The sequence below is a fragment of the Arthrobacter sp. LT660 genome, assembly GCF_056172845.1.
In genome coordinates this window covers 1721188-1737200 of the sequence record NZ_CM149651.1, presented here as the reverse complement: position 1 = coordinate 1737200, position 16013 = coordinate 1721188, and the positions used below count along the sequence as shown (strand labels likewise).

At 70.4% G+C, this 16013-nt stretch carries 13 protein-coding genes; 7 read left to right on the top strand and 6 right to left on the bottom strand.

Annotation, left to right across the window (positions count from 1 at the left end):
* Positions 1 to 30: 30 nt before the first annotated feature.
* The 3 genes from AC0QSG_RS08035 (at position 31) to gabT (ending at position 3244) form a co-directional block, all read left to right on the top strand.
* On the top strand, positions 31 to 1617 hold the full coding sequence (locus AC0QSG_RS08035; RefSeq protein WP_475377220.1) for a sodium-dependent transporter: 1587 nt from the start codon (positions 31 to 33) through the stop codon (positions 1615 to 1617).
* Positions 1614 to 1751, top strand: a complete 138-nt coding sequence (locus AC0QSG_RS08030) for a methionine/alanine import family NSS transporter small subunit (RefSeq protein WP_475377219.1) — start codon at positions 1614 to 1616, stop codon at positions 1749 to 1751. The genes AC0QSG_RS08035 and AC0QSG_RS08030 overlap by 4 nt, the downstream gene beginning before the upstream one ends.
* A 152-nt stretch (positions 1752 to 1903) precedes the next feature.
* Positions 1904 to 3244, top strand: a complete 1341-nt coding sequence (gene gabT / locus AC0QSG_RS08025) for a 4-aminobutyrate--2-oxoglutarate transaminase (RefSeq protein ID WP_475377218.1) — start codon at positions 1904 to 1906, stop codon at positions 3242 to 3244.
* Positions 3245 to 3253: 9 nt separating this feature from the next.
* On the opposite strand, the gene rarD is transcribed toward gabT, so the two are convergent.
* Genes rarD through AC0QSG_RS08000 form a run of 5 tightly spaced genes read right to left on the bottom strand, consistent with a single transcriptional unit; the run spans position 3254 to position 10880 of the window.
* The gene (rarD, locus tag AC0QSG_RS08020; RefSeq protein WP_475377217.1) at positions 3254 to 4153 is read right to left on the bottom strand and encodes an EamA family transporter RarD; all 900 of its coding nucleotides are present in this window, start codon (positions 4151 to 4153) and stop codon (positions 3254 to 3256) included.
* Positions 4146 to 8114 (bottom strand): type VII secretion protein EccCa, encoded by a 3969-nt coding sequence (eccCa, locus tag AC0QSG_RS08015; protein WP_475377216.1) that lies wholly within the window; start codon positions 8112 to 8114, stop codon positions 4146 to 4148. Before eccCa ends, rarD begins: the two co-directional genes overlap by 8 nt.
* A gap of 2 nt (positions 8115 to 8116) precedes the next feature.
* A complete protein-coding gene (locus AC0QSG_RS08010; protein WP_475377215.1) occupies positions 8117 to 9178 on the bottom strand; it encodes a nucleotide-binding protein in 1062 nt (353 codons plus the stop codon).
* A 15-nt stretch (positions 9179 to 9193) separates the two neighbouring features.
* A complete protein-coding gene (gene eccD, locus AC0QSG_RS08005; RefSeq protein WP_475377214.1) occupies positions 9194 to 10540 on the bottom strand; it encodes a type VII secretion integral membrane protein EccD in 1347 nt (448 codons plus the stop codon).
* A 4-nt stretch (positions 10541 to 10544) separates the two neighbouring features.
* On the bottom strand, positions 10545 to 10880 hold the full coding sequence (locus tag AC0QSG_RS08000; protein WP_475377213.1) for a hypothetical protein: 336 nt from the start codon (positions 10878 to 10880) through the stop codon (positions 10545 to 10547).
* 181 nt (positions 10881 to 11061) lie between these two features.
* Between AC0QSG_RS08000 and AC0QSG_RS07995 the strand changes: the two genes are divergently transcribed.
* The 4 genes from AC0QSG_RS07995 to AC0QSG_RS07980 all read left to right on the top strand — a co-directional run bounded on the left by AC0QSG_RS07995 (position 11062) and on the right by AC0QSG_RS07980 (position 14394).
* Positions 11062 to 11406, top strand: a complete 345-nt coding sequence (locus tag AC0QSG_RS07995; protein ID WP_435728991.1) for a WXG100 family type VII secretion target — start codon at positions 11062 to 11064, stop codon at positions 11404 to 11406.
* Positions 11407 to 11462: 56 nt separating this feature from the next.
* The gene (locus AC0QSG_RS07990; RefSeq protein ID WP_435728992.1) at positions 11463 to 11771 is read left to right on the top strand and encodes a hypothetical protein; all 309 of its coding nucleotides are present in this window, start codon (positions 11463 to 11465) and stop codon (positions 11769 to 11771) included.
* A gap of 152 nt (positions 11772 to 11923) precedes the next feature.
* The gene (locus tag AC0QSG_RS07985; protein WP_475377212.1) at positions 11924 to 13324 is read left to right on the top strand and encodes an FAD-dependent oxidoreductase; all 1401 of its coding nucleotides are present in this window, start codon (positions 11924 to 11926) and stop codon (positions 13322 to 13324) included.
* A 68-nt stretch (positions 13325 to 13392) separates the two neighbouring features.
* Entirely contained in the window at positions 13393 to 14394 is a 1002-nt protein-coding gene (locus AC0QSG_RS07980) for a hypothetical protein (protein ID WP_475377211.1), read from the top strand.
* Positions 14395 to 14519: 125 nt separating this feature from the next.
* Here AC0QSG_RS07980 and AC0QSG_RS07975 read toward each other — a convergent pair whose 3' ends face one another.
* Positions 14520 to 16013, bottom strand: a complete 1494-nt coding sequence (locus AC0QSG_RS07975) for a catalase (protein WP_475377210.1) — start codon at positions 16011 to 16013, stop codon at positions 14520 to 14522.

Below are 16013 nucleotides of genomic sequence, written 5' to 3'. Positions count from 1 at the left end.
CGCGTTGATGACGCGTCTACCCTAGTCACCATGAACTCTCCATCAAAAGGTGGCCCGGGTAACGCCCCTGCCACCGCCGCCGCGAGGGAAACCTTCTCCACGCGCCGGCTCTTCATCCTCTCGGCGATCGGGTCCGCCGTCGGCCTGGGAAACATTTGGCGCTTCCCGTACGTCGCCTATGAAAACGGAGGGGGAGCGTTCCTCATTCCGTATCTCGCCGCGCTGCTGACGGCCGGCATTCCGCTGTTGTTCCTCGACTACGCCGTGGGCCACAAGTTCCGCGGCTCGGCGCCGCTGGCCTACCGGCGCCTGCACCGCGGCGCGGAGGTCCTCGGCTGGTGGCAGGTTCTCGTCTGCTTTGTCATCGCCGTCTACTACGCGGTGATCATCGCGTGGGCCGCCATGTACACCTTCTTCTCCGTGACGCAGGCCTGGGGCGACGACGCCGAGGCCTTCCTGTTCGGTGAATTCCTCCAGGTGGCGGAGGTCCCGGCGCTCGGGTTCGACTTCGTGCCCGCGGTCCTGCTGCCGCTGCTTGCGGTGTGGGCCGTCGTCATCTGGATCATGGTCCGCGGCGTCCGCAAGGGCATTTCGAAGGCGAACGGCATCTTCCTGCCGCTGCTGGTGGTCATGTTCCTGACCCTGGTCATCAGCTCGCTCTTCCTCCCCGGCGCCGCGGAGGGACTGAACGCGTTCTTCACCCCGAACTGGGAGGCCCTGGCCAATCCCGCCGTCTGGGCCGCCGCGTACGGACACATCTTCTTCTCGCTGTCCGTCGCGTTCGGCATCATGGTGACGTACTCGTCCTACCTCAAGCGCAAGTCGGACCTCACCGGGTCCGGCTTCGTGGTGGCCTTCGCCAACTCCGGATTCGAGATCCTCGCCGGCATCGGCGTCTTCGCCGCGTTGGGTTTCATGGCCCAGGCCGCCGGCACGGGGGTCGACGAGGTGGCCGGGGCCGGCATCGGTCTGGCCTTCATCGCGTTCCCCACCATCGTCTCGCAGGCCCCGTTCGGCGCGGTGCTGGGCGTGCTGTTCTTCGGGGCACTGGTCTTCGCCGGCCTGACGTCGCTGATCTCGATTCTCGAGGTCATCGTCGCCGCCGTCCAGGACAAGCTCGGCTGGGCCCGCGCCAAGGCGAGCCTCGCCGTCACGGTTCCCATGGCGGCCATTTCGATCGCACTCTTCCCGACGGCGACGGGCCTGTACCTGCTCGACGTCTCCGACGCGTTCGTGAACAGCTTCGGCATCCTGGCGGGCGCGCTGGTCGCGGTCATCGTTGTCGCGTGGGTCTTCCGCAAGCTTCCGGTGCTCTCCGAGCACCTGAACAGGTTCTCGAGCGTGAAGATGCGCAGGGGGTGGATGGCGGTGGTGGCCGTGGTGGCCCCGCTCGCGCTGACGTACATGCTGGTCAGCGAACTCATCGCGAAGATCACGACGCCCTACGAGGGCTACCCGGCATGGTTCCTGAACGTCTTCGGGTGGGGCATGTCCGTGGGGCTGATCGTCGCGGCGGTCCTGCTCACGCTGATTCCGTGGAGCCGGAACTCCAAGCTCCACAACGATCCCGAATACGCGGCCATCTCGGCCGCCGAGAACAAGGAGGCAACCCGATGACCGGAATTGCCATCACGATGATGATCATCGCCATCCTCACCGTGTGGGGCGGGCTGGCGCTGGCGCTGGTCAACCTGTCGCGGAGGCCCGAGGCCGAGGAGGACCTGCCCGTGGAGGTTGCACCGGACCACTAGTCCGGCGGAGCGATCGGGCCCGCGGGCGGCCGTGCCAGTGCGTTATGCATTTGCACAGCCGCCCGCGGCCTTTTCTGTGCCGGGGGCCGTGGCGTCGCGCACGGCGCGCACATAGTCTCGGCGGAAGACATATTCGGCGCGAAAGGAACCCCGTGGACATCCAGTACCGGCTCGAGCAGAGGCGCAGCATCACCGGGCCGTTCCCCGGCCCTAAATCCCGGTCGCTGTCCGAGCGCCGCGCGGCCGTGGTCGCGGCGGGCGTCGCCTCCGCGGTCCCCGTGTACGCGGCCGACGCCGACGGCGGGGTGATCGTCGACGTCGACGGCAACTCGCTGGTGGACCTCGGGTCCGGAATCGCGGTCACTACGGTGGGCGCCGGAAACCAGAAGGTCGCCGCCGCGGTCGCCGAGCAGGCCGCCCGCTTCACCCACACCTGCTTCATGGTCACCCCGTACGAGGGGTACGTGGAATTGGCCGAGCGCCTCGCCGAGCTGACCCCCGGCAGCCACGCGAAGAAGTCCGTGTTCTTCAACTCGGGCGCCGAGGCCGTGGAGAACGCGATTAAAGTCGCGCGCGTCGCCACCGGGCGCACCGCCGTCGTCGCCTTCGACCACGCCTACCACGGCCGCACCAACCTGACGATGGGTCTGACCGCCAAGGCGGCCCCGTACAAGCGTGGATTCGGCCCGCTGGCCCCGGAGATCTACCGGATGCCGATGAGCTATCCGTTCCGCGAGGAGAACCCGAACATCTCGGGCAAGGAGGCGGCCGAGCGCGCCATCCTGGGCATGGAGAAGCAGATTGGCGGCGACCAGATCGCGGCGATCATCATCGAGCCGATCCAGGGTGAGGGCGGCTTCATCGTCCCCGCCGAGGGCTTCCTGCCGCGCCTCGCCGAGTGGGCGAAGGAGCAGGGGATCGTTTTCATCGCCGACGAGGTGCAGTCCGGATTCTGCCGGACGGGCGCATGGTTCGCCGTGGACCACGAGGGCGTCGTTCCCGACATCCTGACCCTCGCCAAGGGCATCGCCGGCGGCATGCCGCTCTCCGGGATCGTCGGACGCGCGGAGCTGCTCGACTCCGTCCACCCGGGCGGACTCGGCGGGACGTACGGCGGAAACCCCGTCGCGGTCGCCACGGCCCTGGCGGCCGTGGACTTCATGGCGGAACAGGACCTCAACGCCCGCGCCCGCGAGATCGAAGAGCGGTTCTACGCGCGCCTGCGGCCGCTGGCGTCCGAACTGCCCGCGATCGGCGACCTGCGCGGCCGCGGCGCGATGCTGGCCATCGAGTTCGTCAAGGCCGGCGGCACGGAGCCGGACGCCGAGCTGACGAAGCGGATCGCGGCCGACTGCCTGGCCCAGGGGGTCGTCATCCTCACCTGCGGCACCTACTCCAACGTGGTCCGCCTGCTGCCGCCGCTGGTCATCGGAGACGAGTTGTTCGACGACGCGCTGGACGTCCTCGAGGCGGCCATCCGCGCCAACGCTTGACCCGGAGGGCTAGCTGCGCACGCGCGGACGACGCGCGAGGTTCAGCGTCAGGAGCACGATCGCCACCCAGACCAGACCGAATCCGATCCACCGCTCCAGCGGCATCTCCTCGTTCAGGACGGTTAGCGCGATGATGAACTGGAGGACTGGCGCCAGGTACTGCAGCGTGCCGATCATGGTCAGCGGGAGCCGGCTGGCGGCCGCACCGAAGAGCAGCAGCGGCACGGCCGTGACGATCCCGGCCGAGACCATCAGCCAGAGGTGCGTCTGGCCGGAGGACAGCAGGGTCGCCTCGCCCCGGGACAGCAGCCAGGCCATGTAGCCCGCGGCCGGCAGTACCAGCACGGCGGTCTCGACGGACAGCGTGGTGACGGCTCCCGCGGTGCGGCCGACCCGGTTCTTCACGAAGCCGTACAGGCCGAAGGAGAACGCGAGCGTCAGCGCGATCACGGGGACGTTGCCGTGGGCGAACGTCAGCACCAGCACGGCGAGTAGCCCGAATCCCATGGCGGTCCACTGGATGCGGTTCAGCTTCTCTGTCAGCAGCAGCACCCCGAGCGCGGTGGAGACCAGCGGATTGATGAAGTAGCCCAGGGACGCCTCCACGGCATGGCCGTTGAGCACGGCGTAGGTGTAGGTCAGCCAGTTCACGGCGATCAGGCACCCGGCGGCGACCAGCCGCAGCATCGAGCCGCGGTCGCGCAGCAGGACCAGCAGCGGGTGCCAGTTGCGCGTGGCGGTAAGCAGCAGGCAGCAGAACACCAGGCTCCACACGATCCGGTTGGCCACGATTTCCGACGGGGCCGCGATGCCCACGGAGATGAAGTAGAGCGGCAGGATGCCCCAGATCCCGTAGGCACCGAGGCCGAACAGCAGCCCGGAACCGCGTCCGGCGGGTTGGTTATCCATGGAGGAACGTCTGCACCGTCTGCAGCGGCCTTCCCGTTTGCACCAGCTGGCCGCGCCCCGGGGGGAGCGCGCGTGCCCGGACGTTGTTGACCAGGCCGCCCTCGGCCCGGTCGCCGCTCATGATCAGGGTGGCGGAGCCGGAGTCCCGCAGCGCGGCGAAGAACGATTCGTACATGCCGCGGCCGGCTCCGCGCACCTTGCGCGTCAGGATGACGTTCAGGTCGAGCTCGGCGGCCATGGGCAGGTACGTGGCCATGCGTCCCATGGGGGAGCCCCCTCCGGCGGTCAGGACGTCGTAGTCGTCGACGACCACCACCAGGCGGGCGGTTCCGGGCTTCTCCCCGTCGGTTCCGCCGGTGGCGCGCAGCTGCAGTTCCTTGACCAGCGCGGCGGACAGCTGCTCCGCGACGGCGGCGCTCCCGGCGTAGCCGCCGAGGTAGTCGTCCGGCACCACGTTGTCCATCCCCTTGCGGGGGTCGTAGATGGCGAAGAGGAGTTCTTCGGGGGTGTGCTGGGCGACCATCGTCTGGATGTAGTTGCGCAGGATGTTGGACTTCCCGCACTCCTCGTCGCCCATCACGATCAGGTGGCGGTCCTTGGACGTGGTGTCCAGCAGGTGCGGCTCCAGGTCCACCTCCCGCAGCCCCAACGGGAAGACGCCCCGCGACCGCGGTGCGGGAACGGAGGAGAGGCCGACGGCGCCGGGCAGCACCCGCACGCGCATCGCCCGGGCGTGGGTGGACTCGGCGACCTGCCGCACGAGGTCGCGGAGGCCGCCGGACATGTCCTCCGCGTCGGCGGACCCGTCGATCCGCGGAAGCGCCACATGCCCGATCAGCTTGCGGTCGGACAGTCCCCGGCCGGGCGCGTCGGAGCTGACGCCGGCCGCGATCTTGCGGTCGATCGCGGAGTCGGCGGGATCGGTCAGGGCCATTTCCACGCGGTTGCCGAAGAATCCCTGCTGGGCCATGCGCAGCTCCGCGTTCCGGTTGAGCGTGGTGACCACGTGGATGCCGTAGCCGCCGCCGCGCATGATGAGGTTGTTGACGCTGTCCTGGATCTCCTCGAAGTCGTCGGCGATCTGTCCGTAGCCGTCGATGACCAGGAAGACGTCGGCGCTGGGGAGTTCGGGCAGCCCGCCCGCGGCGCACAGGCGGCGCATGGTGGCCAGCGAGTCGATCTGGTGCGCCTCGAAGACGCGCTCGCGCACCAGGAGCATGCCCATGACCTCCTCGACGGTGCGTCGGACGACCTCGCGGTTGGTGCGGATGGCGGTCCCTCCGACGTGCGGCAGACCCGCGAGGGGGAGCAGACCCGAGCCCAGCAGGTCGATGCAGTAGACGCCGACCTCGCGGGGGGAGTGCGTCAGCGCGAGGGAGGCCACCAGGGTGCGCAGCGCCGTGCTGCGGCCGGACTGCGGCCCGCCGACGATTGCGAGGTTCCCGCCGCCCGCGGTGAAGTCGATCTCCCAGAGACCCTGCCACTGCCGGGCAGGGTCGTCCAGCAGGCCGATCGGCACGCGCAGGTTCCCGCCGTGTTCGAGCCGCAGCCCGCGTTCGCCCGGGTGGATGGATCCGACCGCGGCGTCGAGCGAGACCGCCGAGGGGAGCGGCGGGAGCCAGATTTCCTGGACGGCGCGGGGGAAGGTGCGCAACGTGTCCATCAGGGTGGACATGACGGTGGGCCCGGTGGTGCGCCGGGCCGCCGTCGTCCGGGTCTTGGTCCCGGTGGCCGTCCCGGACGCAACCTCGCCCGCGTAGCGCGGGACGGGAACGACGGCGGGAGGCTCCGTGGCCGCGGAGAGCAGCTCCTCCGTGGACTCCTCCGCCTCCAGCGGGCCGGAGACGTAGCCGGACTTGAAGCGGGAGTAGACGGTGGTGTCCACCTTCAGGTACCCGTAGCCCGGCACCGGCGGCAGGTGGAAGGCGTCGGGGGTGTCCAGGACGGTTCGACTCTCCGACTCCGACAGGGTCCGCAGGCCGATCCGGTAGGACAGGTAGGTCTCGAGGCCGCGCAGCTTGCCGCCCTCGACCCGCTGGCTGCTGAGCAGGAGATGGACGCCGATCGAGCGCCCGATCCGGCCGATGGAAAGGAAGAGGTCGATGAAGTCCGGACGCGCCGTCAGCAGCTCGCCGAACTCGTCGATGATGATGACCAGGTGCGGCAGGGGGGCCATCGCCTCCCCGCGGGCCAGCCGCTCGGTCCGGTGGATCTGGTAGTCGGTGATGTTGGCGATGTTGCCGGCGGCCTTGAGGACCTCCTGCCTGCGCAGGATCTCCCCGCTGAGGCTCGCGTACACGCGCTCGACGAGGGAGAGGTCGTCGGAGAGGTTGGTGATGATGCCGGTGACCTGCGGCGCGCCCTCGAACGGGGCGAACGTCGCGCCGCCCTTGAAGTCCACGAGGACCATGGCGAGCGTGTCCGGGGAATGGGTGGCGAGTAGGCCGAACACCAGCGACCGGAGCATTTCCGACTTGCCGGAGCCGGTGGCCCCGATGCACAGGCCGTGCGGTCCCATGCCGAACTGGGCCGATTCCTTCAGGTCCAGCACGGTGGGCTTGCCCCGGTCGTCGGGTCCCAGCGGCACGCGCAGGAAGTCCGCCTCGCCGCGCGGTGCCCACGTGCGCTCTATGTCGTCCCGGTCCAGGCGGGGGGAGAGCCCCAGCATCCCGAGGAAGCTCTGGGCGCCCTCCACGGCGCCACCGTGCTCCAACGAGTCCGGGGAGAGGCGCAGCGGCGCCAGCTCGCGGGCGAGCGCGGACGCCGTCGCCTCGTCCAGTTCGTCCAGGGTTCCGGTGGTGGTCTCCGGGTGAACGGGGTCGTCGCGGTAGTTATGCACCTCGAAGCCGTCCGGCGTCTGGCTGATGCGCACGGAGACCTCGCCCGGCTCCTGGCCGCGGTCGTGGACCAGGTGCAGGACCGTCAGGCCCAGGCGGGCGGGCTCGACGAAGCGGTCCGTGAGCGGCAGCTCCGCGGACTGGCCGCCGTGCGCATCTGAGACCACGAGCAGACGGGAGAGGGCCTGCCCCAGCGGGGCGTCCGTCTTGCGCGCCTCGACGGCCAGCTTGGTGCGCCGCGCCAGGTCCGGGGCGAGCAGGGCGGCGAGGGCGCCCATGTCCGGGGCCATGCGCCGCACCAGGCCCGCGGAGTCGCTCTGGTCCTGGTCCGCGAGGTGTGGAAGCCAGGTGGCCCATTCCCAGTCGTCGCGGTGGTGTTCCGGCGTGCCGATGGCGATCCCGAGGTCCTCGGGGGAATGGAACGCGGCCGCCTCGGCCAGGATGTTCCGGGCCAGCGCCACCACGAACTCGCGGGAGCCCACGATGCTGACGTTCCCCGCCGAATCCAGCGGCACCGTGATGGGCATGTCCGGCGCCGCGGAGTAGCGGCGCTTGAGGATCTCCGCCTCGGCAACCATGAACGAATCGAGCTGCTGGGTGGATCCCGCGCCGTCGGTGATCTCGATCGACCGGCAGGGGCGCTCGCCGGTGCCGATGCGGACATCGAGGAAGTCCGTGTTGCCGCGGCGCCGTTCCCAGAGCCGCAGGGGGTTCCGCACGATGTCGAACAGGGCCCGCGGCGGCGGGCTGCCGATCCGCGCCGTGCGGACGGCCTCCTGTTCGTCGGCGCGGAGCCGCACGCGGGTGCGCTCGAGGTAGCGCATGTAGAGGTCGCGCGCCTGGGTGCGTGCCCGCGCCTGCTTGCCGCGTTGGCTGAACATCATGAAGACGGACATCACGACCGTCAGGATCATCATCATGGCACCGACGGCCGCGAACGGCGAATTGCGGAACATCATCATGACCGTCATCGAGACGGCGCCGCCGAGCATCGGGACGATCGCCATCAGATTCAGCCCGGGCGCTTCGCCGTCCACGGGGGGCGGCCCGTCGATGCCGAACGGCCGGAAGCCGCGCAGCGGGACCGAGGTCCTGGCGGGACGGTGGACGATCCTCTGCGACATGGCTAGCGCGCCCCGTTGGCGAGCCGCAGGACCTGGCCGGCGACGGTCGCCACTGCGACGCGGTGGTCGGGTCCGAGCAACCGCAGCACGACGTCGGCGCCGGCGGCCAGGTGCCGGTCGTAGCCGATCGCGTAGGCGTCGAAACCGAGACGCGAGAGCCGGGCGGCCTGGTCGAGCGCGGCGAGCGGGGAGGCCATGTCCTGCTGCAGGACGAGGACCACCAGCGGGATGCCGACCAGCCGGGGGTCCCTGCGCCAGCGGGCGAGCTGGCCCAGGGCGTCGTCCAGTCCGGACAGCGTCGACGGGACCACGTAGACGGCTGCGTGGGCGTCGGCCAGGGCGGCCTGCGTGGCGGGCGCCTCGAAACCGGTGGGGCAGTCCAGCAGCGTGATCGGGAAATAGCGCGAGACGGCCGAACACGTCGCCCGCAAGGCGGCGGCATCCGCCGGTTCGGATGAGCCCGCGGGGAAGGCATCGGCGTCGTAGCGGGGGCCCGTCGCGAAGAGGTTCGGCGCCGCATGCCCCAGGAGTCCGCCCAACGCGGCCGCCGAGGGCAGCTTGCCCCCGGTCGTGTGCCGGACCAGCGCGTCGACGGGAGCGGCGCCGTCCAGGCCAAGCCGCAGCGCCAGGCTTCCGCGGCCGGGATCCAGGTCCAGGACGGCGACCGTGTCCGGGCGGACGGCCGAATAAAGGCGGGAGAGCAGGGCCGCAGCCGTCGTCTTGCCCGCACCTCCACGCGTGGACAGGACGGCTATGCGCCGGCCGGTCGTCACGGGCGCCTGGGCGAGGGTCGCCTGTTGAACCATCTCGGCGGGTGTGCGGGCGGAGGAGAACAGGGAGCGCAGCACCCTGCGCACCGTGCCTCCGGTAGCGCCGGTTTTCGCGAGGCGCCTGCGGTCGCCGTCGAGCGGGGAGCCGATAGCGGACGACGCCGCCCCGGGCGTGTGGGAGGCGTAGGACGCGGGCGGTGTGGCGGGTGCCCAGGGGTCGTTACCGGTGGCCGCCCACGGGTCGACGGCGGTACGCCCGGCGGGCGGGCGGTGCGGCTGCTGGTGGGTGTTCATCCGTGTTTCCTTGGCCTAGAACGTCGCGAGCATCGTGGAGAAGACGCCGAAATAGCCGACGAGCAGCGGGACCGTGGCGAGGATCGCGAGGACCTCCACGCGTTCGGCGACCTGCCGCAGGCGCGCCCCTGTGTGTTCGGGCAGGGTCACGCCGAGTCCCAGAGCGATCAGCAGCGATACGGCGAGGACCCCGGCGCCGACGATCCAGACGGTGCCCGGGCTGAGTGCGGCGAGCGCCAGCGAACCGGCGGCGGCGCCGATGCCGGCCGCGGCGTAGAGCGCATGGCGTTCGATCGCCATGGGGAACGAACGTGCGCGCAGGAGCGTGGCGAGGGCCAACGCGAAGACCAGCGGAAGGGACCACGCCGGGCGCGAGGCGTCCGCGGCGACCATCCACATGGCGAGACCGGCGGAGACGGCGGTGGCCACCGTGGAGAGGGTCAGGCCGCGATGGGCCGCCCGGATGGCCGCCAGCGCGTCCCGGCGCCAGATGGCGGAACCGGTGGCGCGCCTGTCGTCCAGCGTCGCGAGGCCGGAAGCGGACAGCGCGATGCCCGGAAGGAGCCCGAGCGTCAGGACCGAGCAGATCCCCGCGAAGCCGCCGATGCCCGCGGCCTGGCCAGCAGGGTCGCCGGAGGCCGCCCACTCCGTGAGTGGCAGCGCGAGCGTCCAGACCCCGGTGAGCGCGGCCATGACCCCGGCGGCGGTGAGGGCGGACCTGGGCTGGCGCACCACGGTGGCCAGGCATGCGGTCAGCGCCGCCGTCGCGGCCGCGGCCAGCAACACGCGCGCCGGCCCCGCCGCGTCCCAGTGGAACAGCCCCAGCAGGGCCACGCCCCAGCCCGCCGTCATGAGGGTCGCCGCGACGGGCTTGGAGGCCGCCGCGACGGCCGCTCCCAGACCCAGGAGGACGGCGCCAAATCCCAGGTAGGACCACCAGCGCTGGTCCGGGAGGAGCGAGCCGAAGGTGATTTCAAGCGCCAGGAGCAGCCACAGCGCCGAGAAGACGCCGGAGGCGGCCGCGAGCTGTCTGCGCGTCCATTGTCCGCCGATGTCCTCCGCCTGCTCCACCACCGTGTCGGAGATGTCGTAGACCACCGCCGGAGGGGGCGCATCCTCGTGGCTGAAGAGTGTCAGGTGCGCGCCGTCCAGGACGCCGGCGTCGGCGAGCGTCGCGCCGGCGGGGATCGATTCCCCGGTTGAGGTGAGCAGGACCTTGGTCGCCACCCTCTCTCCCGGGGTGTCCCCGACCAGCTCCAGGATCCGCGGCATCAGGGTGCCGACCTCGGCGGTGGAGGGCAGCAGGAGATCGACGTGGCGGCGGGTTCCCTTGAGCGTCACCCGGGTGTGCGGCTGGGCCATGGCGCTAGTCACCGATCCAGCCGGCGCCCGCGGGCGCGTTCCCGGCGGCGGCGCGCGGTGACGGCGCACCACCGTCGTGCCGGATGGACCGAGGGGAACTGGTGGACTGTTCCCGTTCCGCCCGCTGGCGTTGCTGGTCCGCCATCAGGTTGGAGACGAAGGAGACCGCCACGCAGATCGCGGCGATCAGGGCGGCGGCGACGACGCTGAACAGGAATTGTCTGGTGGTCGCCTTCCAGCGGCGTTCGGTGGGGTTGCGGCCGTAGAGCAAGGCGTCCGTCATCCGGTTGCGGCGCACGGCGACTGATTCGATGAGCTGGCTGTCGAATTCCGTTGCCACTGTGGCCTTTCGGGCTGGAGGGTTGCGTTGGGTCCGCAACCATCATGTCATTCCAGTGGAGGAAAACGGCCACCTTCGCGCCGTGAGTGGGGAGTTCTCCCCATGGGCGGCGCTTGACCGGTTCGCGCCCCTGGCGTTCCATTGAGCGGGAGAGCCCCAACACCGACAGGCAGGAAAGCACATGAGCTTCAAAGGAAAGATGAACGTGCCCGCCATGGGAGACGCATCGACCCAGTCGGAGAACTCCGGCGCCGAGCTGGTCAAGCTCGTCGAGGAACTGGTGGACGGGGTGGAAGACCTGGAGACCACGTTCTCCGGCAACGGGGCGGCCGCCTACCGCAACTTCATGGTCGAGTCCCAGCGCGTCCAGAGCGAACTGATCTCCGCCCTCGCGTCGATCTCCGCCGGCCAGGCGGAGACCGCCAAGGCCTACATCACGATGGACGACACCATGCAGGACGAGGGCGCCTCGGCGGCCGGCCAGGCGTCCGGCACGACCGTCGCGGGCTTCAACCGCGGCGCCTAGCCCACCGCACCCCACCGAACCACCCGGCCCCGGGGCCGAACCGAAAGGACACGAGAATGGGCAAGGACAAGGACACGATCTCCTTCGATTCCGGCGCGGCGGCGCGGATCGAGGGCGACATCCTCCGCATCGCCGGTCGGATCGAAACCATCATCGGCGACCGCGAGCAGCAGAAGAACTTCGTCGCGGACAACTGGGAGGACGAGCAGAACCGCCAGGGCTACGACAAGAAGGAAGCGGACTGGATCACCGCGGCCAACGACACGCTGGAACTGGTGCGCCGGGCGCGCAGGCTCCTGGAGACCAACCAGACGACGGCGGCCGGCACCGGGCGCCAGGTCGGCGGCATCATCGACTCCATCTGACGGGCTTCCTCGAGGGGCCCGCGGGGCCCGCGGGGACGGGCGGTGGGGGGAGCCGTTCGTCCCTTTCGTTTTCGGTGCGGCCCGGGGCCAATTAGACTCGGTTGCCGTGCGCAATGTCGCCGCGCGCCCACTTCTCCCCGGAAGGAACACACGTGTCCAACCCAGCCGCCGACCGTCCCCTTCGCGTCGCCATCATTGGCGCGGGCCCCGCGGGCGTCTACGCCGCGGACATCCTCACCAAGGCGGAGCGCGAGTTCGACGTCAGCATCGACCTCTTCGACGCCTACCCGGCGCCCTACGGGCTGATCCGCTACGGGGTGGCCCCGGACCACCCGCGCATCAAGGGCATCGTCAACGCCCTCCACAAGGTCCTGGACCGCGGCGACATCCGGTTCCTGGGCAACGTCAGGTACGGGCGCGACCTCCTGCTCAGCGACATCCGTTCCATGTACGACGCCGTCATCTTCGCCACCGGGGCGATCAGGGACGCGGACCTGAACATCCCCGGCATCGAGCTGGAGGGGTCCCACGGCGCCGCGGACTTCGTGTCCTGGTACGACGGCCACCCCGACGTGCCGCGCGAATGGCCGCTGGAGGCCAGGGAGGTGGCGGTCATCGGCAACGGAAACGTCGCCCTCGACGTGGCCCGGGTGCTGTCCAAGCACGCCGAGGACCTGCTGGTCACCGAGATCCCCGACAACGTGTTCCGGGGCCTGGCCGCCTCGCCGGTCACCGACGTGCACGTCTTCGGCCGCCGCGGACCCGCTCAGGTGAAGTTCACCCCGCTGGAGCTGCGCGAACTCAGCCACAGCCGCGACGTGGACATCGTGCTCTATCCGGAGGACTTCGAGTTCGACGAGGGCTCAGACACCGCCATCAAGACCAACAACCAGGTCAAGACGATGGTCAACACGCTGACCAACTGGCTGGTCGAGGAACAGGATTCGGGCGCGTCCCGCCGCCTGCACCTGCACTTCCTGCACAATCCCATCGAGGTCCTGGGGGAGGACGGCAAGGTCTCCGGCATCCGCTTCGAGCGCCAGGAGCTCGACGGCACGGGCAACGTCCGCGGAACCGGCGAGATCCTGGACTACCCGTTCCAGGCCGTCTACCGCGCCATCGGATACTTCGGCTCCGAACTCGAGGAGGTCGGTTTCGACGCGAAACGCGGCGTGGTCCCGAACGAGGGCGGCCGCGTCGTGGACGAGGCGGGCAACCCCGTCCCCGGGATCTACGCCACGGGATGGATCAAGCGCGGCCCGGTCGGCCTCATCGGGCACACCAAGGGCGACGCGCTGGAGACGATTGGGAACCTGCTCGAGGACCGGCTCGACTTGCCGCCCGCCCAGAACCCGGAGGAGTCCGCGGTGATCGACCTCTTGGAGTCCCGGGGCATCGGGTACACCACGTGGGAGGGTTGGCTGAAGCTCGACGCGCACGAGAAGGCGCTGGGCGAGGCGGCCGGAAGCGTGGACACCGCCGGCGGACCCGTGACGCGGGAGCGCGTCAAGGTGGTGCCCCGCGAGGAGATGGTGAGAATCTCGCAGGATTAGCCCCCTGGCGTGCCCGGCGCCACCCATGCACCGAGAGCGACCTTCGACCCCCATCGAGAGACCATCTTGTGCCGCCATCGCGAAAACAAAAGCACACACCCGCCACCGTCTGGGCGGCCGCCGCCACGGTCGCTCTCGCGGCCGTCGGCTTTTCCGCGGCCGTAGCCATGCCGATGCTGTCGGGAACGCTGCCGGAGTCCGGCGCCGGCGCCGGCGACGGCGTCCCCGGCGGTCCCCGCGACGGGAGGGGCGGACCGACGTCGACAGCGTCGTCCCGAGCCACGGCCACCACGAGTCCGGCAACGCAATCGGCGGGCCGGACGGCGGACGCGGGCGCCGCGACGCCCGCCCCGGGAAAACCCTCTTCCACATCGACCGGTGCGGCGGGGGCCCGGGATGGCGACCCCGCCGTACGGGAAACCGGCGCGTCGTCTGCGGAACGCGGCCCAACGTCGAGCCCCGGCGAGGAACCGTCGGCCGTGCCGTCCGCGGCGCCGTCCGAAGTACCGTCCACCCCGCGTTCCGGTGGGCCGCCGCGGGACCCCACCACAACGCCGGCGTCGGAACCAGGCCCCTCGGATATGCCGCGGAGCCCCGATCCGTCCGTTCCGACGTCGTCGTCCAGCGGCGACCCGTCCGGTGCGGGCCCGTCGGAAACGACCAGCGCGGACCCGGCGGCTCCGACCAGCGGGACAGCCGAGCCGACGTCGTCCGCGCCCGCCCAGTCCCCGCCGGCAGGCAACGCGGCGGGAAGCCTGTCCGTCTCGCCGCAGGGCGACGGCTCCAACCTCGTGTTGCTGTCCGAGCCCGACGGTGGTTTCGCCGGCCCGGTGCGCGTCTCGCTGACCGTCGCCGACGGCACGCTGCTGGACCGGGCCGCCGAGGGGACCGACTGCGACCGGGTCGGAAGCTCCCTGTGGCGGTGCGACGTCGCAGACGCCCAGACGCTGCAGTTCCTGGTCCGGGCATCCGGCGCGTCCGACGGCGGTCCGGTGACCCTCCGCGTCGAGGCAACGGACGGGGCCGAGCGGACGTTCGCCGGGGACGCGACGCTGCCCTCCGGGGGCTGACCGGCGCCGCGGCAAACACCGCCGGCGCGCCGATGGCACAAAAGGGCCCCGCCCCATCGCCCGTCGGGGCGATGGGGCAGGGCCCTTGCTGTGTCCGTCCCGTGGGCGGACACCTGCGGGTGCCGCTAGCGGGCCGACATTTCGGCAGCGCCCTCGGTGACACCCTGGTCGCCGGCGGCGTAGCGCTCGCGCAGCAGGGCTCCGAGGTTCGCGTCGACGTTCGTCCAGTACTGGAAGAAGCGCTCGCGGATGTCCTCGATGGTGATGCCGCCGCACTGGCCCAGCAGGGTCTCGTGGAAACGCTCCTTGGCGGCGGCGTCGTAGACTTCGCGGTACAGCGTGCCGGCCTGGCCGAAGTCGTCGTCGTTCGCCCGCAGTGTCTGCGCGGCGCGCATCAGCTCGCCGTCGGAGGCCCAGCCGCCCTCGGCTGCGCGCAGCGGATCGGCTTCCGGTCCGCCGAAGGAGTTCGGCGTGTAGACGCGGTCCTCCGGGGCGTTGAACTTGTACTGCATGCTGCCCTGGTGCATGTAGTTGTTGACCGGGGCGGCGTGCGGCTGGTTGACCGGCAACTGGTTGTAGTTGGTGCCGATGCGGTGGCGCTGCGCGTCCGGGTACGAGAACACGCGGGCCATCAGCATCTTGTCCGGGCTGATGTCGGTGCCCGGAACCATGTTCGACGGCGAGAACGCGGCCTGCTCGATCTCCGCGAAGAAGTTGCGCGGGTTGCGGTTCAGCGTGAAGTGTCCAACGTGGATCAGCGGGTAGTCCGCGTGCGGCCATACCTTCGTCATGTCGAACGGGTTGAAGCGGTAGGTCTTGCCCTCTTCGTACGGCATGATCTGGACCTTGACGTCCCACTCGGGGAAGTTGCCGGCCGCGATGTTGTCGAACAGGTCGCGGCGGTAGAAGTCCGCGTCGGAGCCGGCGAGCTGCTCGGCCTCGTCGGCGCCGATGTTGTGCACGCCCTGGCGGGAGATGAAGTGGTACTTGACCCAGAAGCGCTCGCCCGCGGCGTTGATCCACTGGTAGGTGTGCGATCCGTAGCCGTTGAGCTCGCGCCAGGAGCGGGAGAGCCCGCGGTCCCCCATGAGGTAGGTGACCTGGTGGGCCGACTCGGGGGACAGGGTCCAGAAGTCCCACTGCATGTCCGCGTCGCGCAGGCCCGAGGCGCCGAGGCGCTTCTGGGAGTGGATGAAGTCCGGGAACTTCATGGCGTCGCGAAGGAAGAAGATCGGCGTGTTGTTGCCGACGACGTCGTAGTTGCCCTCGTTGGTGTAGAAGCGGAGCGCGAAGCCGCGCACGTCGCGCCAGGTGTCCGGGGAGCCCTGCTCGCCGGCGACGGAGGAGAAGCGCAACAGCGTCTCGCTCTTGGCGCCCGGCTGGAAGACCGCGGCGCGGGTGTACTTGGAGACGTCCTCGGTGACGGTGAACTCGCCGAAGGCGCCGCCGCCCTTGGCGTGCGGGTTGCGCTCCGGCACGCGTTCGCGGTTGAAGGAGGCGAGCTTCTCGACCAGGTAGCGGTCGTGCAGCGCGGTGAAGCCGTCGGGGCCGTTGGTCAACGAGTGCGCGTCGGAGGCAACGGGTGCCCCGGACTGGGTGGTGGTGAAGTTCTCAGACAA